This is a genomic window from Xenorhabdus indica (assembly GCF_014467235.1).
In the GTDB taxonomy this organism is placed as follows: domain Bacteria; phylum Pseudomonadota; class Gammaproteobacteria; order Enterobacterales; family Enterobacteriaceae; genus Xenorhabdus; species Xenorhabdus indica.
The window spans coordinates 45,631-67,975 of the sequence record NZ_NKHP01000022.1; the positions used below are offsets into that span (position 1 = coordinate 45,631).

The window sequence follows — 22,345 nt, forward strand, 5'->3', positions numbered from 1 at the left end:
ACAATCTCAAATAAGGGAAGAAATTCATGTCAGACACTTATATGAGCAAAACCACCATTGCTAATATTGATATCAGCAAGGATTATGATGAAACACAGGGATCAGATGATGTGCACTATCAGACTTTCGGTCGCATGGCTGCTTTTTTTGGGCGTGATATGCAAGCGCATCGTCATGATGGTTTTTTTCAGCTTCATTATCTGGTAACAGGCCGAATAGAATTACAATTAGATGATCTTCGCTACTCCGTACAGGCTCCGCTGTTTATCCTGACTCCTCCTTCCGTTCCTCACGCATTCTTTACGCAAGAAGATACCGACGGTTATGTCCTGACAGTACGCCAGGAATTGATTACACCACTGCTTAATTCTCTCTACCCTCTCCATCGGGAGTTTATCGATATTCCTGCTATTTGCCTTTCCATCGTGGATAAACCTGATGAATTGGAGACATTCAACCACTATTGGGCACTGATCGGGCGTGAGTCTGCCAACCAATTTGCTGGCCGCGAGCAATCATTGGCTTTTTTAGCGCAATCACTGTTTACCTTCCTGTTACGCAGCATCCCCCTTGATGATCACCATTCCGGTGGAGTCAGAGGAGAATTAAAACTATTCCAGCGTTTTAACCAATTGATTGATCAATATTACCGCCAACATCTTACTGTGCCGGAATACGCCCAAAAACTGGGCGTCACTGAGTCACGTCTGAAAGACATGTGTCGTCGGTTTGCCAACCGACCACCAAAAAGATTGATTTTTGACCGGCTATTACGGGAAGCTAAACGGTTATTGTTGTTCAGTGACAGTCCTGTATTTGACGTGGCATACCAACTCGGTTTTAAAGACCCGGCTTATTTTGCCCGATTTTTTAATCGGTTGGTGGGATGTTCTCCGAGCATTTGGCGGGAAAAGGATATACTGCCACCTCAGTAATTAATTGCCTCACTAATTCTGAAATGGTAGGCTGAAAATCTCATGCAGCATAATCAAAATATTGATAGAAAAAATATTGATAGAAGCAAAACACGCTCTGAAATCCAATCACTGGTAAAAAATAGTTAATTATCCCTTTCATAATTTTTTATTCTGGAGAAATATAGCTATGTCATTATCCAGAAATATTTTTTTAGCAAGAAAAGCCATCAACTATGTGAATATTAAAATTGGTATTACTTCTCCAAATCAACTGCCAACTCAAACAGTTGAGCAGAAAAAACTGAGCAATGAATTAAATAAGCAATTGTATTCTATAAGAATGTCAACCCATGCAAGGCTTAATGAAGTTTCTAACAACAGGCAAACTTGTGACCATAACAGAAAACACATTTTTCTCACCAGCGCTGCCGCCATAGAATACCGATTGGGTAATTGTGGAGAAAAAGCTATCGTCGCATTCTCTTATCTAAAAATGCAAGGAGTAGAACCTCTCGATCTGTTTGATGTTGATATTGATGATTTAGGAAAAGATGGACATACAATTGTTGTAATTGGCAGGCGCCAAGGAAACACAAAAAAGCCTGATACATGGAACCGAGAAGCTGTAATTTGTGACCCATGGAGTAATTGTGCCTATCCAAGCTACCGCTACGATCAAAATATCCCATTCGACGGTGAATTAATCTTACGTTATCGCCATGGACGCGATATTCCACCATATCACTTCTGTAATTTATTATAACAATAAAAAACTCATTACTTCTAAAATACAAGCTCGATCACATTTACGCAGTAAACAGCCCAATTTTATCGAAAAGTACCCGCGTATCTCCTGAAAGTCTCTTCAAGTCTTCTCTCTCAATCGCTTCAATCAACCCTATAAAATAAACATAAAATTAACACTTACCCTCCCATTAGGATAACAAATCAAAATGGGAAGTTTCGGAATGATGAGGTAGCCATGAGACCAGAAGATTTGCGAGCCGATCATAAACGCCCATTAACCAGCAAAGAGTACCTGAATTCCCTTCAGGATGGACGGGAAATTTATATCTATGGCGAACGAGTTAAGGATGTCACTACACATCCCGCTTTTCGCAATGCGGCAACCTCTATCGGTCAACTGTATGATGCCCTGCATGCCCCAGAAACCCATGATGTACTCTGTTGGGATACGGATACTGGCAGTGGCGGTTATACCCATAAGTTCTTCCGTTTCGCGACCAGTCCCGATGATATCCGCCAACAACGCGATGCTATTGCTGAATGGTCACGCCAGAGTTATGGCTGGATGGGCCGTACTCCTGACTATAAAGCAGCATTTTGCTGTGCGTTAGGTGCTTACCCTGAATTTTATGGACAGTTCGCTGATAACGCCCGTACCTGGTATAAACGCATTCAAGAAAACACGCTCTATTTCAACCATGCGATAGTTAATCCCCCGATTGATCGTCATAAACCTGCTGATCAGGTTAAAGATATTTTTATCCAAATAGAAAAAGAGACAGATGCAGGCATTATTGTCAGTGGTGCCAAAGTAGTCGCAACTAACTCGGCATTGACTCACTATAATTTTATTGGTTTTGGCTCAGCACAAGTCATCGGTGATAACCCTGATTTTGCCTTGATGTTCGTTGCTCCGATGGATTCTGAAGGTGTTAAATTAATTTCCCGTGCTTCCTATGAATTAGTGGCGGGAGCCACAGGTTCACCTTTCGATTACCCCCTTTCCAGTCGGTTTGATGAAAATGACGCCATTCTCATAATGGATAACGTGTTAATCCCATGGGAAAATGTGTTAATTTATCGCGATTTTGATCGTGCTCGTAATTGGGCTGTCCAGAGTGGGTTTGCCCGTCTGTTTCCAATACAGGCTTGTGTACGTCTGGCGGTAAAACTGGACTTTATCACCGGATTACTGCAAAAGAGTCTCGAATGTACTGGAGTGGTGGATTTTCGTGGTGTTCAGGCAGATCTCGGTGAAGTCGTGGCATGGCGCAATCTATTCTGGTCTCTGACCGATGCAATGTGGGCAGAAGCCAAGCCATGGGAAGGTAATGCTTACCTGCCAGATGCCAAGGCAATACAAACTTACCGTGTTATGGCACCGATGGCTTACACGAAAATTAAGAACATCATTGAAAGTAATGTCACTAGCGGGTTAATTTATTTGCCATCCAGCGTGCGGGATATGAACAATCCTGAAATCAATAAGTACCTGGAAAAATATGTACGTGGCTCCAATGGTATTGATCATGTGGAACGAATTAAGATTTTGAAATTAATGTGGGATGCCATCGGTAGTGAATTCGGTGGACGTCATGAATTGTACGAAATTAATTATGCCGGCAGTCAGGATGAAATTCGCCTGCAATGTCTGCGTCATGCGTATGGTTCCGGCAATATGAAGAAAATGACGGAGTTAGTGGATCGCTGTCTCTCTGACTATGATGTAAATGGCTGGACAAAACCCCACTTACACAATAACCACGATATTAATCTATTAGATAAGCTGCTGAAATAAATCAGTAGCAGGAGGCTTATTATGTCTTTAAAAAATGAACATCGCTTGCGTTTCAGGGATGCGATGGCAAGCCTTTCCGCTGCGGTGAATATTATCACTACGGATGGCCCGGCAGGGCGTTGCGGTATGACAGCAACAGCAGTCTGCTCTGTGACAGATACGCCTCCAACTCTAATGGTGTGCATTAATCGCAACAGCGCCATGAATCCGGTATTTCAGAGAAACGGGCGGCTGTGTATCAATATTCTGAATCATGAGCAAGAATTAATGGCTCGCCATTTCGCTGGTATGACCGAAGCCAGTATGGAAGAGCGCTTTAGTTGGGATATCTGGCACACTGGCTCATTAGGGCAGCCAATGCTGAAAGGAACTCTCGCCAATCTGGAAGGAAGCATTGAACAGGTACAGGAAATCGGTACCCATAATGTTTATCTGGTGGAAATAAAACAGATTATTGTTCGTGAAGAAGGGCATGGGTTAATTTATTTTAAGCGTAGTTTTCACCAAGTTATGAACAAGACTTTGGCTACCGCGGTTTAAGAATATCAGCTTATACATCCGTCATATTTCAAGTTGTAGCTAGCAAAGCTACAACTTGAAATCCAGTAAGATATAGTAGTTCAACTCGAATTTAATTCTGGAATAATATCCCGCCAATTAAGCCTTCATCACAAAGCCTTCATCACATTGATTAAAAAATAACTCACCTTACTCCAAGATTGAAAATCAATCGGTAACTTGATTAATTATTTAATAATTATGAGAGATTATATAAAATTAGTCATCTTATATAGATTTTACCCCTGCGAAAACAAACAAAATTATTAATCACATAATAAAAAATTAATATATTGACATTTGTAATCTCATTTTCTTAATACTAATTAATGGGTAGCCATTTTTAGATAAAAAACAACAATAAAGATTAAATAAACAGCAGATTGATTTATTTGCGAACACTCAAACCATTCATGCATGATTTTCGCTATTAATTTAGTGAATATTTCGTCAAATCTGGTATTAATTTTTACATTAGTGTGATCAACTACTGAGAAGATATTGTACTAGTATATTAACCTCCCGCGCTTCGATCACTCTGAATAAATAAACAAAATCACAACCCGTACAATACATTGCGTTATCCATATGTTAACAACAGTATGAACTCTGAATGTATTGTCCACCGGTATGACAACTAACAGAGGCAGTTACTATGAAAAAAACCGTTCCAATCGGTTTATGGGATCAACCGAAACCCTTTTTCATGATCTTTTTTGTGGAATTATGGGAAAGATTTGGCTACTACGGCGTTCAAAGCATTCTTGCTGTTTATTTCGTTAAACAACTTGGTTTTTCAGAAACACAAGCATTTATCACTTTCGGTGCGTTCTCTGCACTGGTTTACGGCCTGATTTCTATCGGGGGTTATGTTGGCGACCACTTATTAGGGACAAAGAGAACTATCGTTCTGGGTGCCATTGTACTGGCAATAGGCTATTTCATGATTGGTCTTTCCATCATGGAACCTGAACTGATTTTTTATGCTCTGGGAACCGTGGCCGTCGGTAATGGCCTTTTTAAAGCCAACCCCGCCAGCCTACTGGCAAAATGTTACCAACCCCAAGATCCACGCCTGGATGGTGCATTTACGTTATTCTATATGTCTATCAATCTTGGCTCTCTGGTTTCTCTCTCTCTTGCCCCTGTCATTGCTGATACTTATGGCTACGCCGTCACTTATAATATCTGTGGTATTGGTCTGATTATCGCCTTGCTGGTTTATATCGCCTGCCGTCGTATGGTACATAACATTGGCTCTGAACCAGATCATGTCCCTCTGAACTATGCAACCCTGTTTTTAGTTTTGCTTGGTACTGTGGCTATGATTGGCGTCTGTGCATGGTTATTGCACAATATCAACATTGCCAATATTGTCCTCATTGCGATTTCAGCCATTGTTGTAATAATTTTCTTCTGGCAGGCATTCAAGCAGGACAGGATCGGCCGCAATAAGATGTTTGTGGCATTTATTTTGATGCTACAGGCTGTTATGTTCTACATCCTGTATAACCAAATGCCGACTTCCCTCAATTTTTTCGCCATCAACAACGTCCATACCCAGATCTTCGGTTTTAATGTTAATCCCATCAGTTTCCAGGCACTAAATCCATTCTGGATCATTGTGGTCAGTCCTATCCTGGCTGTGGTTTACACCCGCTTGGGAGCAAAGGGAAAAGACTTTTCCATGCCAACAAAGTTTACCTTCGGCATGTTCCTGTGCTCTCTCGGTTTCATGACTGCCGCCGCGTCAGGTTTATTTGCCGATGAACAAGGCATGACTTCCCCATGGTTTATTGTCCTGGTTTATCTGTTCCAGAGCGTCGGGGAATTAATGATCAGTGCACTGGGGCTGGCAATGGTAGCAACGTTTGTTCCTAGCTACCTGACAGGGTTTATTCTAGGCATGTGGTTCTTATCTCAAGCAGCAGCATCAGTATTAGGAAGTTATGTTGCCACATTCACCGCAGCACCAGAAGGCGTGACCGACCCTCTGCAAACCCTGCCACTTTATATGAGCGTATTTGGAAAGATAGGGATTGCCACTCTTATTGTTGCTGTGATTATGGCTTTCATGGTGCCGTGGCTGAACCGTATTATGAAGGATGGAGCGAAAGCATAGTCCATCTGATTTGGTTTAATCAAACAAAATTCCCGCTCGTTGATAATTAAAATAACGAGCGGGAACTAAAAAACTACTTGAATCCATGCCAATCAGTATGGAAATTACAGCACATCAACCGCGTTCAATTCTTTGAAAGCCTGCTCCAGACGAACAGTCATGGAAACCTGACCAGCACGCAACCAGACACGGGGATCATAGAATTTCTTATTCGGTTTATCCGCACCTTCCGGGTTACCCAACTGGCCTTGCAGATAACCTTCATTTTTCTTGTAGTAGTTCAAAATACCTTCCCAGGTAGCCCACTGAGTATCGGTATCAATATTCATTTTCACTACGCCATAGCTGACAGCTTCCTGAATCTCTTCTGCGGTAGAGCCGGAACCACCGTGGAAGACGAAATCCAGGCTATTGTGTGGCAGGTTGAATTTTTCAGAAATGTAGTCTTGAGAATTGCGCAGGATTTTTGGTGTCAGTTTAACGTTACCTGGTTTATAAACGCCGTGAACGTTACCAAAAGATGCCGCGATGGTAAAACGCGGGCTGATAGCACTCAGTTTCTCATAAGCGTAAGCCACATCTTCTGGTTGAGTATACAGGGAAGAGCTGTCGAGATGGCTGTTATCAACACCATCTTCTTCACCACCAGTACAACCCAGTTCAATTTCCAGCGTCATGTCGATTTTCGCCATACGTGCCAGATATTGGCTACAAATTTCGATATTTTCTTCCAGAGATTCCTCTGACAGATCAATCATGTGGGAAGAGAACAATGGTTTGCCAGTCTGAGCATAATGCTTTTCACCAGCATCCAACAGACCATCAATCCACGGCAGTAATTTACGTGCACAGTGGTCAGTATGCAGGATCACTGGCACACCATAATGCTCTGCCATCTGATGTACATGATAAGCACCAGAAATTGCCCCCAGAATTGCGGCTTGCTGCCCTTCAAGTTTCAATCCCTTACCCGCTACAAATGATGCACCACCGTTGGAAAACTGGATGATTACCGGAGCACGTACTTTTGCCGCTGTTTCCAGCACTGCATTGATAGAGTCAGTACCGACACAGTTAACTGCCGGCAGAGCAAAGTTATGTTCTTTTGCGATAGCAAAGACTTTTTGAACATCATCACCAGTGATGACACCCGGTTTTACGAAATCAAAAATTTTAGACATGTTACGTGGTCCTGTATTGACATTGAACAGGCAGTATTCACTGCCTGTTATCACAACTTATTTACTGTTAGCACGTTCTTCCAGCATCACAACGGCTGGTAGTTTTTTACCTTCAACAAACTCAAGGAAAGCACCGCCACCGGTGGAGATGTAAGAGATTTTGTCAGCAATTTCAAACAGATCGATTGCTGCCAAAGTATCGCCACCACCTGCAATCGAGAAAGCATCGCTCTTTGCAATCGCATGGGCAACAATTTCGGTTCCTTTACGGAAATTAGGGAATTCAAAAACACCAACCGGGCCATTCCACAGAATAGTTTTAGCACTTTTCAGGATTTCAGCCAGACGTTCAGCAGATGCATCGCCCAAATCAAGGATTTGCTCGTCGTCTTTAATTTCACTGGTGGATTTCAGTATAGCTTCGGCAGTTTCAGAGAATTCTGTCGCAACACGAACATCAGTAGGTACTGGAATATCACAGCTTTCCAGCAGTTTTTTCGCTTCAGGGATCAAATCATCTTCGTACAGAGAACGACCTACATTGTGGCCTTCTGCGGCAACAAAAGTATTGGCAATTCCGCCACCGACGATAAGCTGATCAGCAATTTTGGACAATGAATCAAGAACAGTCAGTTTAGTTGAAACTTTAGAACCACCGACAATCGCCACCATTGGACGAGCCGGGTTGTGCAGTGCTTTACCCAAGGCTTCCAGTTCGCCAGATAATAATGGGCCAGCACAGGCAATCGATGCAAATTTAGCAACACCGTGAGTCGACGCCTGAGCACGATGTGCTGTACCAAAGGCATCCATTACATATACATCACACAATGCTGCATACTGTTTCGATAACGTTTCGTCGTCTTTTTTCTCACCTTTGTTGAAGCGAACGTTTTCCAGAACCACCAATTCGCCTTCCGCCACTTCAACGCCATTCAGATAATCTTTTTCCAGACGAACAGGAGAAGAAAGTGCACCTTTCAGGTAATCAACGACAGGTTGCAGTGAGAACTCTTCGTTGTATTCTCCCTCAGTCGGGCGTCCCAGGTGAGAAGTAACCATGACTTTGGCTCCCTGATTCAACGCAGCCTCAATCGTCGGCAAAGACGCACGGATACGCGCATCAGAAGTAACTTTGCCATCTTTTACAGGCACATTCAGATCAGCACGGATCAGAACACGTTTACCCGCCAGATCTAAATCAGTCATCTTAATTACAGACATGGTGAATCCTCTCATTGATTCTCTATAAAATTACTCAATCTTCTATTGTGATTACATAAAACCTTTAGAGGCCATTACCAGGGTTGTATCGAGCATACGATTGGCAAAGCCCCACTCATTATCACACCATACAAGCGTTTTGATCAGATGATTTCCACTCACTCTGGTCTGTGTACCATCCACAATAGCACTGTGAGGATCGTGGTTAAAATCCGTTGAAACCAACGGCAAATCAGTGAAATCCACTATACCACGAAACGAACTCACCGCTGATTCTTGCAGTAGTTGGTTTACTTCACTGACATTAACGGCAGCACTGACTGTCACACTTAAATCAATCGCTGTTACATTGATGGTAGGTACTCGTACAGAAATGGCTTCAAACCGATCACTGAATTTGGGAAAAATACGTGTGATCCCTGCCGCTAGTTTTGTATTGACTGGAATAATCGACTGGCTGGCCGCACGGGTTCGACGTAAATCACAGTGATAAGCATCAATGACTGGTTGATCATTCATGGATGCGTGAATTGTTGTCACCGTGCCCGATTCAATGTTAAACGCATCATCCAGCACCTTAATGATCGGGATAATGCAATTTGTTGTACAAGATGCATTAGAAACAATGCGATCTTCGGCAACCAATGAATCATGATTTACACCATATACCACCGTTGCATCCAGATCATTGCCTCCCGGATGGGAAAACAGAACCTTTTTGGCACCACTAGTGAGGTGAGCTTCTCCATCCACTCGTTCACCATACTTCCCCGTACAATCGAGTACAATATCAATATCCAGTTCTTTCCACGGCAAATCCGAGAGATCTGGTTGATGAAACAGCCGTATACTATCATCTCCTACGCGCAATACTTTATTGTTCAGGCGTACATCCCATGCAAAACGCCCATGACTGGAATCGTATTTCAATAAATGGGCGATACCTTTTGCATCAGCCAGCTCATTGATAGCGATAACCGCAATTTCAGCCCGACGCCCGGTTTCGTAGAGAGCACGCAGAACACTGCGCCCTATTCTCCCAAAACCGTTAATCGCTACCCTGATGGTCATGTTACCCCCTGAATTTCTTTATGGTCACGCAACGGCTTAGAATAACTGAGCAACTGCAAATTGTACGGATGATTCATCATAAAATTAATCAGATTGTGACAGACAAGACATTTTTCCTGCGATAACTGAAACGGTTCAGCTAATTATAAGGGAAGACTACGAGAAATAGAGAATAATGGCAAGGGTCATAAATAGCATAATCAAAAAATTTTGATGAAAAAAGAGCGCATTAGCCCAAGATTTGATGCTAATGCGCTTCTTCCCCTTTCATCTTTCAGCAAGCCGTTTTTATTAGCTGCTTTCTAAAACCTATCCAGGGCAGGGTTTGCTTGTTATTTCAGTAATGCGGTTGCTTTGGCAACCACATTCTCAACAGTGAAACCAAACTCTTTGAACAGAGCATCAGCAGGAGCAGATTCACCAAACGTATCCATTCCCACGATAGCACCATTAATACCAACGTATTTAAACCAGTAATCAGCAATACCCGCTTCAATCGCAACACGGGCAGAAACCGCAGCAGGGAGAACCGCTTCACGGTATGCCGTATCCTGTTTGTCAAATACATCAGTAGATGGCATGGAAACTACGCGAACTTTACGGCCTTCTGCACTCAATTGTTCAGCGGCTTTCACTGCCAGCTCAACTTCAGAACCCGTCGCAATCAGGATTAATTCAGGCTGACCTGCGCAATCTTTCAGGATATAAGCACCTTTTTCGATATCCGCCAGTTGCACAGCCGTACGCTCCTGCTGTGCCAGATTCTGACGGGAGAAGATCAGAGAAGTTGGGCCATTTTTACGCTCAATCGCATATTTCCAGGCTACCGCAGATTCTACCTGATCACATGGACGCCATGTGCTCATATTGGGTGTTACACGCAGGCTGGCAATTTGCTCAACTGGCTGATGAGTCGGACCATCTTCACCCAAGCCGATAGAATCATGGGTATAAACGAAGATGCTACGGATCTTCATCAGTGCAGCCATGCGTACTGCGTTACGGGCGTATTCAACAAACATCAGGAATGTCGCACCATAAGGCACAAAACCACCATGCAGAGCAATTCCATTCATGATGGCAGACATACCGAATTCGCGTACACCGTAATGAATGTAGTTACCGCTTTGAACTTCATTCAGAGGCTTGGAGCCAGACCACATAGTCAGGTTACTTGGTGCCAAATCAGCAGAGCCGCCCATGAATTCAGGCAGAACTTTACCAAATGCTTCCAGAGCATTTTGTGATGCTTTACGGCTGGCAATAGAAGCGGGATTCTGTTGCAGATTCTCAATAAATGCTTTGGATTCAGCGTCCCAGTTTGCAGGCAATTCACCACGGGTACGACGGCGGAATTCTGTGGCTAGTTCCGGGTAAGCTTCAGCATAAGCGGCAAATTTTATATCCCAAGCACTTTCTTTAGCTTTACCAGCTTCTTTTGCATCCCATTCTGCATAAATATCCTGAGGAATGTCAAAAGCAGGATATTCCCAACCCAGAGCCTTACGGGTCGCTTCAATTTCAGCGTCACCCAGTGGCGCACCGTGACACTCTTCTTTGCCCGCTTTATTTGGTGAGCCAAAACCGATAATAGTTTTGCACATTAACAGAGATGGTTTGCCGGTTTCTTTACGAGCTTCTTCGATAGCAGCCTGTATTGCAACAGAGTCATGACCATCTACACCACGAATAACATGCCAGCCATAGGATTCAAAACGTGCAGCGGTGTCATCAGTGAACCAACCTTCAACTTCACCATCAATGGAGATGCCGTTGTCATCATAGAAAGCGATCAGTTTGCCTAGCTTCAATGTACCCGCCAGAGAACAAACTTCATGGGAGATCCCTTCCATCATACAACCATCACCCATGAATACATAAGTGTAGTGATCGACAATATCATGGCCCGGACGGTTAAACTGCGCTGCCAAAGTGCGTTCCGCAATCGCAAAACCAACCGCGTTGGCAATACCCTGTCCCAGTGGGCCAGTTGTCGTTTCTACGCCCGGAGTATAACCATATTCTGGATGACCAGGGGTTTTAGAATGCAGTTGACGGAAATTTTTCAGATCGTCGATAGAAACATCGTAACCAGTCAGATGCAGCAAGCTGTAAATCAGCATAGAACCATGACCATTGGATAATACGAAGCGGTCACGATCAGCCCAGTCAGGATTGGCAGGGTTATGGTTCAAATAGTCGCGCCACAGCACTTCAGCAATGTCAGCCATTCCCATCGGTGCACCAGGATGCCCTGATTTTGCTTTCTGCACAGCATCCATGCTCAAGAAGCGGATAGCATTCGCAAGGGTTTTACGAGTGGTCATTCTTTACTCCAAGTCGGATAAAAGCGTTAGTGAACTAGAACTAATTTTCGCAGCGCAGCATACAAACCGCAATCATTAATGCCAATAAACGAAAACTATCTTAATTTCCGCTCGGCATCAATTCTTTGATTTACCCCGCTGTTTTGACGTATTTTCAAGCGAATATACATAATCGGAGGTGAGTTTTCGCAAATAAGCGATGATTTCATATCGTGATTTGCACAATAAGAAACAATGTATTAGATACGATACTCAATAGGTTAATCAAGGCCGAAAGCATGGGTTTTTCTATTGACTTAGATAACAACCTGATTCAAAGAAGAGGTTGAGTTAAAGAACGATAAATGTCGTAATTTTCATCATCAAAACAAACAAGATTCACTTACTTGTAATATATTTTGATTTTTTCTTATATTCAGAATAAATTCACTTGAATAGTATTTAATCATCACTTATCTCAGACTTAATAATAAATGACAAAATCCAACCCTAAACTAAGTTCAATATCAGTCCCAAACATCATGCTATTGCATTCCATCAATGCCAGACGTGATGAACTTATTAACTTACTGAATAACTGTGTCGAAAATGATGCTTCCATCGGTTTTATTGCACCACTAAAAGCAAATGAAGCAGGGCATTATTGGCAGGATGTCGAAGAAGACCTGGTATCTGGTCATCGTTTACTGTTGGTGGCGTTGGAAGATGAGCATATTGCAGGTTCAGTGCAACTTTCTCTTTGCCGGAAAAAAATGGACAGCATCGTGCTGATGTGGAAAAGCTAATGGTACATACAGACTATCGCCAGCGTGGGATTGGCAGAATGCTAATGAATGAACTGGAAGAGCTGGCAAAGCAATACCAGCGTAGTTTGCTGGTGTTGGATACACGCACCAATGATCCAGCTTCTGCCCTTTATCGAAAACTTGGCTTTGTTGAAGTCGGTGAAATCCCAAATTATGTTATTAATTCTATCGGTGAATTTTCAGCAACAACCTATTTCTATAAGTTGATTTGAGGTCTTTGATAATAAAACAAAAAAGCCCTGAGTTAAAAACTCAGGGCTTACAAATTCTGGCGGTGCGGACGGGACTCGAACCCGCGACCCCCGGCGTGACAGGCCGGTATTCTAACCAACTGAACTACCGCACCGCAGGGCGTTCTGGTTGAGAACGGGATGGATAATACGAGCCTCCGCACAATCCGTCAATCGCTTTTTATAATAAAATAGTGCACTTGCACAGTTTTTCACCTTAATGGCAAATTAATCCCCACTTATCATACTCTCAATCAATGTCATTGTTCAGATTCTGTTCGCCATAAACAACTTCCCCCTTTCTTTTGCACCAGATCCAAACGGGACTCATGCTGAATCAATTCCTCGTCAGAAGCATAAATAACTCTCAACCCCGCCTGAGGGCGAGTGATTTTTTGAATTTCTGCAACCTGCGCATTGTTGGATACTTCTCCTTCCATTGAAAAAGCCAGTGATGTCTGACCACCAGTCATTGCCAGATAGACATCCGCCAGAATTTCGGCATCAAGTAATGCGCCGTGGAGAGTACGTTTCGAGTTATCAATATGGTAACGATCGCACAACGCATCAAGGTTGTTACGTTTACCGGGGAAAAGCTGCCTTGCCAGCATCAAACTATCCGTAATCGTACAAAATTCCGCGGTTGGCGGAATATCACGATTAAGTTTGCTGAACTCATAATCCATAAAGCCGATATCGAACGTCGCGTTGTGGATGATCAGCTCAGCCCCACGGATAAATTCAATAAATTCGTCAGCAATATCAGCAAATTTGGGTTTATCCAGCAAAAATTCATCACTGATACCATGAACCTCAAACGCTTCCGGATCAACCAAGCGTTCAGGTTTAATATAGATATGGAAATGACGTCCTGTAAGGCGGCGGTTGATGACTTCCACCGCGCCGATTTCAATGATGTTATGCCCCTCGTAGTGAATTCCCAGTTTATTCATACCGGTTGTTTCGGTATCGAGGACGATTTGACGGGTAATTGCAGTGCTCATAGTGTTTTTTTGTGTCAGACTTAGAGTTTTGATTGAAGATAATATAGGAAGAGTCTACCAAATATGAGCAAACAGGTAGAAATTTTCACCGATGGTTCTTGTCTCGGTAATCCCGGCCCCGGTGGATATGGTGTTTTACTTCGTTATAAACAAAAGGAAAAAAAACTAAGTCAAGGTTATTTCCGCACGACCAACAACCGAATGGAACTTATGGCCGCCATTATCGGGCTGGAAGCACTCAAAGAGCCTTGTAACGTCATTCTGACCACCGATAGCCAATATGTCCGCCAGGGTATTACCCAATGGATCTACAACTGGAAAAAACGTGGCTGGAAAAAAGCGGACAAATCTCCCGTGATCAATGTTGATCTGTGGCAACGACTGGATAAAGCCATTTCATCCCATAATATTGACTGGCGTTGGGTTAAAGGGCATACAGGCCATCGGGAAAATGAGTTATGTGATGAATTGGCTCGCACAGCGGCCAATGCCCCGACCCAAAATGATGATGGCTATATCAATGAAAACTGACCTAATAAGAAATTAATAGCGTTGGTGAAAATTTTTCGCTGCCCCTAACGCATTACTGAATTTAGGTTTCAACAATTTGGCCCGCATGGGATTGAGAGTTAAAGGTATTGTCCGCTTGCGGGCAATAATCACATTCAGACAACCAAGTATTGATGTCGTATGCTCATAGAAACTATTTCCACTCTTCCACGGTAAGACATGGAAATTAGCATGGTAAAGAACTTCATAATTAAGCAAGCGAAGCCAGTCCAATTGACGAAAACGGGAAAACATTTGGGCACGGTAAGGTTGCCTGCGACATACAGGTGAAATCACTTTTTTCAGCCCTAATAAACTTATTGGATTAAAACCAGAAATGATCAACCAGCCGTCATCAATCATAATCCGATCCACCTCCCGAAGCAGCCAATGAGGATCAACACTATAAGTCAACATATGAGCCAATAAACAAGCATCAACCGATTTCGCTTCGAAAGGAAGATAATGAGGATCGGCAATCACATCCATACTTTCGCCTGCCAATCCTACATTGACCTGGTGGCTGATCAGGCAAGAGCGACTGTCAATTTCTGCACTTAAATTACCGACCTTAACTAAATGAAAGCCAAAAATTTTTGGCCACCACGGTTCCAATTGACGTTCCAAAGCGACACGGTAATATTCTCCCCAAGGTAACTCAGCCCAAGATTCAGGAGGAGTTATTTGTTTGATTGCATGTAATGATTGCATGTCATCTTCCTTTCAACCTACAAAGCTATTGTTAAAAGCTATTGTTAAAATGAGGCATATAATGAAGCTTATCAGGCTCCCCGCCCTTTCAGATAACTATATTTGGTTACTTTGTGATGAAGACAAACGTTGTGTCGTTATCGATCCTGCTGAATCACACCCCGTCGTGGAAATTTTAACAGCTAACCAACTTATTCCCGTTGCTATCTTGCTGACACACCATCACTACGACCATGTTGGTGGTGTCGCTGGCTTATGTAAACAATATCCTGAATTACCTGTGTATGGTCCAGAAGAGACCCGAAGTAAAGGAGCTACCCATATTATCCATGAACATGATGTCATTGATATTGGGCATTTCTCTTTCCAGATTATAGCATTACCGGGTCATACACTTGGTCACATCGCTTTCTATCAGGCACCTTACCTGTTTTGTGGAGATACCCTGTTTTCAGGAGGTTGTGGCAGACTATTCGAAGGTACTGCTGAACAAATGTTTTCTTCTCTTGAAAAAATTGCATCGCTACCCGATGACACATTGATTTGTTGTGCTCATGAATATACCGCCGCAAATTTGAAATTTGCGCAGTCAGTATTACCTGAAAATCAAACAATTCACGATTACTATAAAAAAATTATTGAGTTACGCGAAAACAATCAGGCAACAGTGCCCACTGCTTTACAGACTGAGAGAAAAATTAACGTTTTTCTAAATTGTCACGATCTTGATTTACAAAAAAATATCGGTATCAAACCTAATTCAATACCACTTTCTTCTGTTTTTCAGCAATTAAGGGCTTATAAAGATCGATTTTGATTTTGTTGGGTTGTCTTCTGCGTAATAGGTCAGTATGATTGCTCACCTTTTAGGCATACATCAAAAGAAAATATGAAGACAAAAGCGATCTTGTTCGCGTCTGTCTTGCTTGCCGGGTGTCAATCGGGTCTCCAACCAAAGTCTCTCTCCCAGCAGCATACACAGAAAATGTCTTCGACTAATCAAAAAGCAGAAGGTATTGCAGAGCCAGACGAAACTGCAAACTGGAAGATAAGTCCAACAGCCCAACAAGATTTGTGGGGACATATCCGTGATGAGTTGAAGATGGAAATTCCTGACAATAACAGGGTACGTGAACAACAAAATTATTATCTGAGACACAAGAGCTATCTCCAAAATGTGGCGTTACGAGCAGAGCCATATATATATTGGATCGTTGAGCAGATTGATCAACGAAATATGCCCATGGAAGTGGTCTTACTTCCCATAGTGGAGAGTGCTTTTAATCCTCATGCTACATCTTACGCCAAAGCAGCAGGTTTGTGGCAGATTATCCCCAGTACAGGCCGCCATTATGGTTTGACACAGGATAAATGGTACGATGCTCGTCGTGATGTCGCTGCATCTACAACCGCAGCTTTAGACATTCTTGAACGTTTGAACGTGCGTTTTAATGGGGATTGGTTATTAACTATCGCAGCTTATAACAGCGGCGAAGGCCGGATCATACGTGCAATCAAAGACAATCAGTCGCGGGGAAAACCGACAGATTTTTGGTCATTAGCATTACCTCGTGAAACCATGCATTACGTCCCCAAAGTACTGGCGCTCAGTAATGTCATTCGTCACAACGAAAAATTTGACCTTAAATTGCCAAAACCCAACAATCGACAGGCCCTTGCCAAAGTTGAAGTAGGGCAACAAATCACACTATCACAAGCTGCTGAGTTATCCGGGTTATCACTGACTTCCATCAAAACCTATAACCCTGGCTATAAGCAAGGGATGACATCTCCCTATGGGCCACATTACATTATGTTACCAAAAGAGAATGCCAGCCAGCTTAAACACTCGCTGGCAGATGAAAATGTTTTAAAAAATATCCGCCTGGCTGTTGCCAGAAATATTCGTCAGCTACAACAACAGAATCATTACACTGTCCGTTCTGGTGATACGTTATCAGCAATTGCAAAACGTTTTAAGACATCTCATCATCAGCTACAAAGGTTAAATGGCTTGAAGACGGCTGACAGACTCAGAGTTGGACAAGTTTTGAAGGTTAATACTAGCGATTCTGTTACGTATCAGGTTCGCAAAGGTGATTCCTTTGCCAGCATCGCCAAACGGCATGGCGTAAATCTTAATGATCTGATGAATTGGAATAAAAAAATCAAGATCAAAGACATTAAACCCGGTATCGCTCTGACGCTTTATATTAACTGATTTATCTTATCCACCAGCGTATAGCTTCCTGCCTTTCAGGCAGGGAGTTTTTACTGTGCCAGATATTATAACCTTGTACAAAACACATAATAATTCGAATATTCTCAATATATTTCAAGTTCAATAAAGGAATCTAACCTTGCCATCATTTACCAGTGATACAGATAATTTCCCTGATAGCTTCAATGAAATATACAAACAGTTGCTACTTCCTGCCGGATACTACGTTTTATTCAGATATTCTGACCAGACAAGGCATATTTTTCACTGGAAATAAAGAAGGAAAAAGGGCCATACGAGTGTATCCCTCTTGGGTATATCCTTTTTCAAAACAAGCAATTAAAACACAAAAATGGCAATCTTCATATTTTATAAATTTAGAAATTCAATTACTTTCCATCGAAAAATTTAATAAAATATTTTCTATCTAAAACAGTAAATTTCCAATATTATTTAAATAATATAATCCTAAGAAAATAATTTGAAATATCATTTCAACTTGGTTATTGAAATAACTTCAACCAAAATACTGTGGGATTACAGGGCAACTGAATGGACGTTTTATAAACACGGATGGCACAAAAATAATATAATAATAGTCCGAATTTAAAACAAATTAACACACACCGTTATTAAAATTAGTTTGAATATCATAACAAAAGTTCAACCGTCTCTAAAATTGAGAAATTTTTTAACAAAAATAGGCTGCTTTATTGTGTTACACAGCAGAACAGCCTATTTGTCGATTTTTATGTTCAAACGATCCTGCTTAGGTTCTCAGTCCCTTGCCCGACTCGATCAAATACCAAGCTAATAAGTAAAAACCGAAAATAAACATACCTAACATACCTAATGTCATTACCAGAGACACATCAGCAATACCGAGGAAACCATAGCGAAATCCACTGACCATATAAACGATTGGATTTAGCTTCGATACCATCTGCCAAAATTCAGGTAATAAAGTCAGGGAATAAAACACACCGCCCAAATAAGTTAATGGCGTCAGAACAAAAGTCGGAATGATACTGATATCATCGAAGGTTTTCGCAAAAATGGCATTCAACAAGCCAGCTAATGAAAATAAGATCGATGTCGCCAATAGGGTTATTACGACCATTCCCCACGAGTAGAGCTGTAACGGTACAAAAAGCAAAGAAACCAGTGTAACTAAAATGCCCACACATACACCACGAGCCACTCCGCCGCCGACAAACCCGGCAATAATGACATGTGTTGGCACAGGCGCAACCAGCACTTCTTCAATACTACGCTGGAACTTAGCACCAAAAAAGGAAGAAGAGACGTTTGAATATGAGTTAGTGATCACAGACATCATAATCAGACCGGGAACAATAAACTGCATATATGCTACGCCTCCCATTTCCCCAATACGGGAACCCACTAGATTGCCAAAAATGACAAAATAGAGAGACATAGTAATCACTGGTGGTAGCAAAGTCTGTACCCAAATACGACCAAAGCGAGTAACTTCTTTAATCCAGATAGTTTTCAATGCCACCCAGTATAGTTGGATCATTGACGAGCTCCTTGGCTATGATTTGTCAACCCGATAAACAGCTCTTCTAGACGATTCGCTTTATTACGCATGCTGTTAATTTGGATACCCTGCATACTCAATTGGGAAAAAATATCATTTAATCCCTGCCCACGTTTCACATCCACTTCTAATATGGTGGTATCCACCAAACGATAGCCATAACCCTGAAGGACTGGCATATTTCTTTTCGGTGCTAAATCGAATAAGAACGTTTCCAGTTCCAGTTGGCTGAGTAAATCCTTCATGCTGGTATTCTCCACCAACTCACCATTCTGAATAATGCCAATATTACGGCAGAGCATTTCAGCCTCTTCCAGATAGTGAGTTGTCAGGATAATAGTCGTTCCCTGTGCATTCAAAGTTTTCAAAAACTCCCACATAGAGCGACGTAGTTCAATATCCACACCAGCAGTAGGCTCATCTAAAATTAATAAATTTGGCTCGTGTATTAAAGCACGGGCAATCATTAGACGGCGCTTCATACCTCCTGATAAACGGATTGCCCGTTCATTGCGTTTGCCCCATAGATCCAGTTGTGACAGATAGGTTTCCGCCCTGCTTTGCGCCACATCGCGTGATACACCGTAATATCCGGCCTGATTCAACACAATCTGAATCACTGTTTCAAATGGATTGAAATTAAATTCCTGCGGCACTAAACCCAACTGACGTTTGGCATTGACCAAATCCGTATCAATATCGTAACCAAATACGTTGACCTTACCGCTACTTTTATTAACCAAAGAGCTGATGATACCGATGGTAGTCGATTTTCCTGCACCATTTGGCCCCAAAAGCGCGTAGAAATCGCCAGCTTCTACACGTAGATCAATCCCACGCAATGCTTTCACTCCACCTTTATAGGTCTTCGTGAGCTGAGTTAACTCCAATGCATAAGCCATAAGTCAAAAACACCTTTATTCTTTGCTATTTTTGAATGCAAGATAGAGATTATGCCATTATTTTGCCTATACTTCTTTTCAATGATAGGGATCAAAGCAAAAACATTACTCAATTAAATATTAAATTCTCAATTAATGTTGTATATGATTCTATCTCAAAAATGTTGCCAGGCTATTAGTCATGATGAGAAAAATTGAAGAGCTGTTCGCCAGGAACAAGCAGTGGTCTAAATCCGTAAATGAAGAAAACCCGCATTTCTTCAATGAATTATCAAAAGCACAAAAGCCCCATTTTCTATGGATAGGCTGTTCGGATAGCCGTGTACCTGCTGAAAAGCTTATCGATGCTGCACCGGGTGATCTTTTCGTTCATCGGAATGTTGCAAACCTTGTTATACACACCGATTTAAATTGTTTATCCGTTGTACAGTATGCTGTCGATGTTTTACAGGTTGAGCATATTATCATCTGTGGTCACTACGGATGCGGTGGTATTGAAGCGGCAGTAGACGGCACTGAATTAGGCTTAATCAATAACTGGCTACTCCATATCCGTGATTTGTGGTACAAACACAGCTCAATGCTTGGCGAGTTGCCGCCTAATGATCGACTGAATCGTTTATGTGAACTAAATGTTATTGAACAGGTTTATAACCTTGGGCATTCAACCATTATGCAGTCAGCATGGAAACGCGGGCAAAAAGTGATGATCCACGGTTGGGTATACGGTTTGAAGGATGGTGAACTATATGATCTGGATATTACCGCAGACAGCCGGGAAAAATTGGAACTCAATTACCGCCAGGCAATCTCCAAACTGGCTAATAAAAAGTAACAAATTTCTGTAAAAATAAATGGCAGCTAAAACTGCCATTTATTTACTGCACCAATGCTCTTGTGCATTAGCACAAGAATTTACTCTCCCAACAGAGTAACATGGCCGATATAAGGCAGATGACGATAGCGCTGAGCATAGTCAATGCCATAACCAACCACGAATTTATCTTCAATCGAATAACCAATCCATTCAACTGGCACATCAACTTCACGGCGGGATGGCTTGTTCAGTAACGTACAAATTGCCAACGAGTTTGGTTCACGCAAGGCCAGGATTTCACGAATTTTATTTAGTGTATTGCCTGAATCAATAATATCTTCAACGATCAACACATCTTTACCACGAATATCTTCATCCAGATCCTTCAGGATTTTCACATCGCGGGTAGAGCTCATTCCATTACCATAGCTGGACGCTGTCATAAAATCCACTTCGTGAGGAACCTGAATTGCACGGCATAAATCCGCCATGAAAATAAACGATCCTCTTAACAATCCAACCAATACCAGTTCACGATCACTATTACGGTAATGCTCTGTAATTTGTTGCCCCAGTTCAGCAATGCGTCGCTTAACCTCCTGCTCGGAGATCATTACTTCTACAATATGTTTCATTATAAATATAACCAGTTGATATTATTTTAAATAACCACAATAACCATCAATAATGAGCGTGATTATTTACACACCGATCAACCCAATAAGCTCATCGAGCGCATAAAATAACACTCTATGACATCAGAACAAAACCCTATTCATTAACATACGGTTAATTTTTTACTGGTAATTAAAAGGTCATTTTCCAAGTTCAGGTAAATAAAGTTTGGCTAAAAAAGATATTAATATGTTAACTTAGGCAAAACAGCAAAAAATCAATATAATAGGAATTATGCAAAAACTTGCCTTATTGACTTACATTCTGGTTCTATTTGGTTTCACACAACCCGCAAGGGCTTTGTCTGAAAATGAAGCTGAAGATCTTGCTGATCTCACCGCAGTTTACATCTACCTAAAATATGATTGTGGTTATAGTCAGATCCCGGAGAGGGAAATCAGACGCACAATCGTTTATTTTGCCCAACGTAATAAATGGGATCTCAGTAACTATGATGGTCAGTTAATGGAGAAACTAAATCAGTTAGGCTATAACGATCTGAAAGGAATCAACCTGCCTCATGAGGTAAAATGTCGTTCTCTTGCCCGACGCTCCCTCAGCCTACTTGCTTATGTCAAATAAATTTCTAATCATTCTCAGGTCAATATCACAGTGCAACTAACTTTTTCGTTGGCTATTATGTGCGCCTCATAATCATGAGTGCACAATGGAGGAATACCATACATGTCACAAGAAAACGTTTGGTATGAAACATTACATGCCAATTTTGGCCAGTATTTCACGGTTGGGTCACGTATTCAATCCGTTGATTTGTGTTAAACATAGTATTCACGTTCAATGAAAGTCCCGATGACTTTATCATGTATTTTCGGTGACTTAGAATAACCCAACGTTTTACGATTGAGTCGCTTAAGTCGGTTGCGCAACGTCAAATTCTCCCGCTCAATACGTTGAGTGAAGGTT

At 41.9% G+C, this 22,345-nt stretch carries 23 protein-coding genes and 1 tRNA gene; 13 read left to right on the forward strand and 11 right to left on the reverse strand.

Going from position 1 to position 22,345, the window contains the following annotated elements; genetic code table 11:
- The first annotated feature begins 41 nt into the window (after nucleotides 1-41).
- From hpaA to dtpB, 5 genes are all read left to right on the forward strand, one after another.
- Nucleotides 42-935 (forward strand): 4-hydroxyphenylacetate catabolism regulatory protein HpaA, encoded by an 894-nt coding sequence (gene hpaA, locus Xind_RS15385; protein ID WP_369793131.1) that lies wholly within the window; start codon nucleotides 42-44, stop codon nucleotides 933-935.
- Between the two features lie 169 nt (nucleotides 936-1,104).
- The gene (locus Xind_RS15390) at nucleotides 1,105-1,680 is read left to right on the forward strand and encodes a hypothetical protein (protein WP_052189413.1); all 576 of its coding nucleotides are present in this window, start codon (nucleotides 1,105-1,107) and stop codon (nucleotides 1,678-1,680) included.
- 219 nt (nucleotides 1,681-1,899) lie between these two features.
- Nucleotides 1,900-3,462 (forward strand): 4-hydroxyphenylacetate 3-monooxygenase, oxygenase component, encoded by a 1,563-nt coding sequence (gene hpaB / locus Xind_RS15395; protein WP_187650423.1) that lies wholly within the window; start codon nucleotides 1,900-1,902, stop codon nucleotides 3,460-3,462.
- Nucleotides 3,463-3,483: 21 nt separating this feature from the next.
- Nucleotides 3,484-4,002, forward strand: a complete 519-nt coding sequence (gene hpaC / locus Xind_RS15400; RefSeq protein ID WP_047679815.1) for a 4-hydroxyphenylacetate 3-monooxygenase, reductase component — start codon at nucleotides 3,484-3,486, stop codon at nucleotides 4,000-4,002.
- Between the two features lie 673 nt (nucleotides 4,003-4,675).
- A complete protein-coding gene (gene dtpB / locus Xind_RS15405) occupies nucleotides 4,676-6,142 on the forward strand; it encodes a dipeptide/tripeptide permease DtpB (protein WP_187650424.1) in 1,467 nt (488 codons plus the stop codon).
- A 104-nt stretch (nucleotides 6,143-6,246) separates the two neighbouring features.
- On the opposite strand, the gene fbaA is transcribed toward dtpB, so the two are convergent.
- The 4 genes from fbaA to tkt all read right to left on the reverse strand — a co-directional run bounded on the left by fbaA (nucleotide 6,247) and on the right by tkt (nucleotide 11,945).
- Entirely contained in the window at nucleotides 6,247-7,323 is a 1,077-nt protein-coding gene (gene fbaA, locus Xind_RS15410; RefSeq protein WP_047679811.1) for a class II fructose-bisphosphate aldolase, read from the reverse strand.
- A 57-nt stretch (nucleotides 7,324-7,380) separates the two neighbouring features.
- On the reverse strand, nucleotides 7,381-8,547 hold the full coding sequence (gene pgk, locus Xind_RS15415) for a phosphoglycerate kinase (protein ID WP_187650425.1): 1,167 nt from the start codon (nucleotides 8,545-8,547) through the stop codon (nucleotides 7,381-7,383).
- A 51-nt stretch (nucleotides 8,548-8,598) separates the two neighbouring features.
- Nucleotides 8,599-9,618, reverse strand: coding sequence for an erythrose-4-phosphate dehydrogenase (gene epd / locus Xind_RS15420; RefSeq protein WP_187650426.1), 1,020 nt, complete (start codon nucleotides 9,616-9,618; stop codon nucleotides 8,599-8,601).
- 332 nt (nucleotides 9,619-9,950) lie between these two features.
- Nucleotides 9,951-11,945, reverse strand: a complete 1,995-nt coding sequence (tkt, locus tag Xind_RS15425) for a transketolase (protein WP_187650427.1) — start codon at nucleotides 11,943-11,945, stop codon at nucleotides 9,951-9,953.
- A 473-nt stretch (nucleotides 11,946-12,418) separates the two neighbouring features.
- Here tkt and Xind_RS21785 point away from each other — a divergent pair, with 473 nt between their 5' ends.
- Together Xind_RS21785 and Xind_RS21790 are read left to right on the forward strand one after the other, a co-directional pair.
- Nucleotides 12,419-12,730, forward strand: a complete 312-nt coding sequence (locus Xind_RS21785; protein WP_231571344.1) for a hypothetical protein — start codon at nucleotides 12,419-12,421, stop codon at nucleotides 12,728-12,730.
- Complete coding sequence (locus tag Xind_RS21790) at nucleotides 12,730-12,963, forward strand: GNAT family N-acetyltransferase (protein WP_246432570.1); 234 nt, start codon at nucleotides 12,730-12,732, stop codon at nucleotides 12,961-12,963. Before Xind_RS21785 ends, Xind_RS21790 begins: the two co-directional genes overlap by 1 nt.
- Nucleotides 12,964-13,020: 57 nt before the next feature.
- Here Xind_RS21790 and Xind_RS15435 read toward each other — a convergent pair.
- Together Xind_RS15435 and dnaQ are read right to left on the reverse strand one after the other, a co-directional pair.
- Nucleotides 13,021-13,097, reverse strand: a tRNA-Asp gene (locus tag Xind_RS15435).
- Between the two features lie 144 nt (nucleotides 13,098-13,241).
- The gene (dnaQ, locus tag Xind_RS15440) at nucleotides 13,242-13,985 is read right to left on the reverse strand and encodes a DNA polymerase III subunit epsilon (protein WP_187650428.1); all 744 of its coding nucleotides are present in this window, start codon (nucleotides 13,983-13,985) and stop codon (nucleotides 13,242-13,244) included.
- 63 nt (nucleotides 13,986-14,048) lie between these two features.
- On the opposite strand from dnaQ, the gene rnhA reads away from it, so the two are divergent.
- Nucleotides 14,049-14,516 carry a ribonuclease HI gene (gene rnhA / locus Xind_RS15445; RefSeq protein WP_047683816.1) on the forward strand — a complete coding sequence of 156 codons (468 nt, stop codon included), beginning with the start codon at nucleotides 14,049-14,051 and terminating at the stop codon, nucleotides 14,514-14,516.
- Between the two features lie 12 nt (nucleotides 14,517-14,528).
- Here rnhA and Xind_RS15450 read toward each other — a convergent pair whose 3' ends face one another.
- Nucleotides 14,529-15,245, reverse strand: a complete 717-nt coding sequence (locus tag Xind_RS15450) for a methyltransferase domain-containing protein (RefSeq protein ID WP_047683813.1) — start codon at nucleotides 15,243-15,245, stop codon at nucleotides 14,529-14,531.
- A gap of 61 nt (nucleotides 15,246-15,306) precedes the next feature.
- On the opposite strand from Xind_RS15450, the gene gloB reads away from it, so the two are divergent.
- From gloB to Xind_RS24625, 3 genes are all read left to right on the forward strand, one after another.
- Nucleotides 15,307-16,062, forward strand: coding sequence for a hydroxyacylglutathione hydrolase (gene gloB, locus Xind_RS15455; protein WP_047683821.1), 756 nt, complete (start codon nucleotides 15,307-15,309; stop codon nucleotides 16,060-16,062).
- Nucleotides 16,063-16,134: 72 nt separating this feature from the next.
- The gene (mltD, locus tag Xind_RS15460) at nucleotides 16,135-17,466 is read left to right on the forward strand and encodes a murein transglycosylase D (RefSeq protein ID WP_047683811.1); all 1,332 of its coding nucleotides are present in this window, start codon (nucleotides 16,135-16,137) and stop codon (nucleotides 17,464-17,466) included.
- Between the two features lie 185 nt (nucleotides 17,467-17,651).
- A complete protein-coding gene (locus tag Xind_RS24625) occupies nucleotides 17,652-17,897 on the forward strand; it encodes a MepB family protein (RefSeq protein WP_072032543.1) in 246 nt (81 codons plus the stop codon).
- A 338-nt stretch (nucleotides 17,898-18,235) separates the two neighbouring features.
- Here Xind_RS24625 and Xind_RS15470 read toward each other — a convergent pair whose 3' ends face one another.
- Together Xind_RS15470 and Xind_RS15475 are read right to left on the reverse strand one after the other, a co-directional pair.
- The gene (locus Xind_RS15470) at nucleotides 18,236-19,006 is read right to left on the reverse strand and encodes an ABC transporter permease (RefSeq protein WP_047683808.1); all 771 of its coding nucleotides are present in this window, start codon (nucleotides 19,004-19,006) and stop codon (nucleotides 18,236-18,238) included.
- Nucleotides 19,003-19,929 (reverse strand): ABC transporter ATP-binding protein, encoded by a 927-nt coding sequence (locus Xind_RS15475; RefSeq protein ID WP_187650429.1) that lies wholly within the window; start codon nucleotides 19,927-19,929, stop codon nucleotides 19,003-19,005. Before Xind_RS15475 ends, Xind_RS15470 begins: the two co-directional genes overlap by 4 nt.
- A 181-nt stretch (nucleotides 19,930-20,110) precedes the next feature.
- Here Xind_RS15475 and can point away from each other — a divergent pair, with 181 nt between their 5' ends.
- Nucleotides 20,111-20,764 carry a carbonate dehydratase gene (gene can / locus Xind_RS15480; protein WP_047683804.1) on the forward strand — a complete coding sequence of 218 codons (654 nt, stop codon included), beginning with the start codon at nucleotides 20,111-20,113 and terminating at the stop codon, nucleotides 20,762-20,764.
- Nucleotides 20,765-20,844: 80 nt separating this feature from the next.
- Here can and hpt read toward each other — a convergent pair whose 3' ends face one another.
- Nucleotides 20,845-21,381 (reverse strand): hypoxanthine phosphoribosyltransferase, encoded by a 537-nt coding sequence (gene hpt, locus Xind_RS15485; protein WP_047683802.1) that lies wholly within the window; start codon nucleotides 21,379-21,381, stop codon nucleotides 20,845-20,847.
- A gap of 274 nt (nucleotides 21,382-21,655) precedes the next feature.
- Here hpt and Xind_RS15490 point away from each other — a divergent pair, with 274 nt between their 5' ends.
- On the forward strand, nucleotides 21,656-22,003 hold the full coding sequence (locus tag Xind_RS15490) for a YacC family pilotin-like protein (RefSeq protein WP_047683800.1): 348 nt from the start codon (nucleotides 21,656-21,658) through the stop codon (nucleotides 22,001-22,003).
- A 194-nt stretch (nucleotides 22,004-22,197) separates the two neighbouring features.
- Here the strand turns inward: Xind_RS15490 and Xind_RS15495 are convergent.
- Nucleotides 22,198-22,345: IS1 family transposase (locus tag Xind_RS15495; protein ID WP_222941832.1), on the reverse strand; the 148-nt coding region annotated here is incomplete at its 5' end.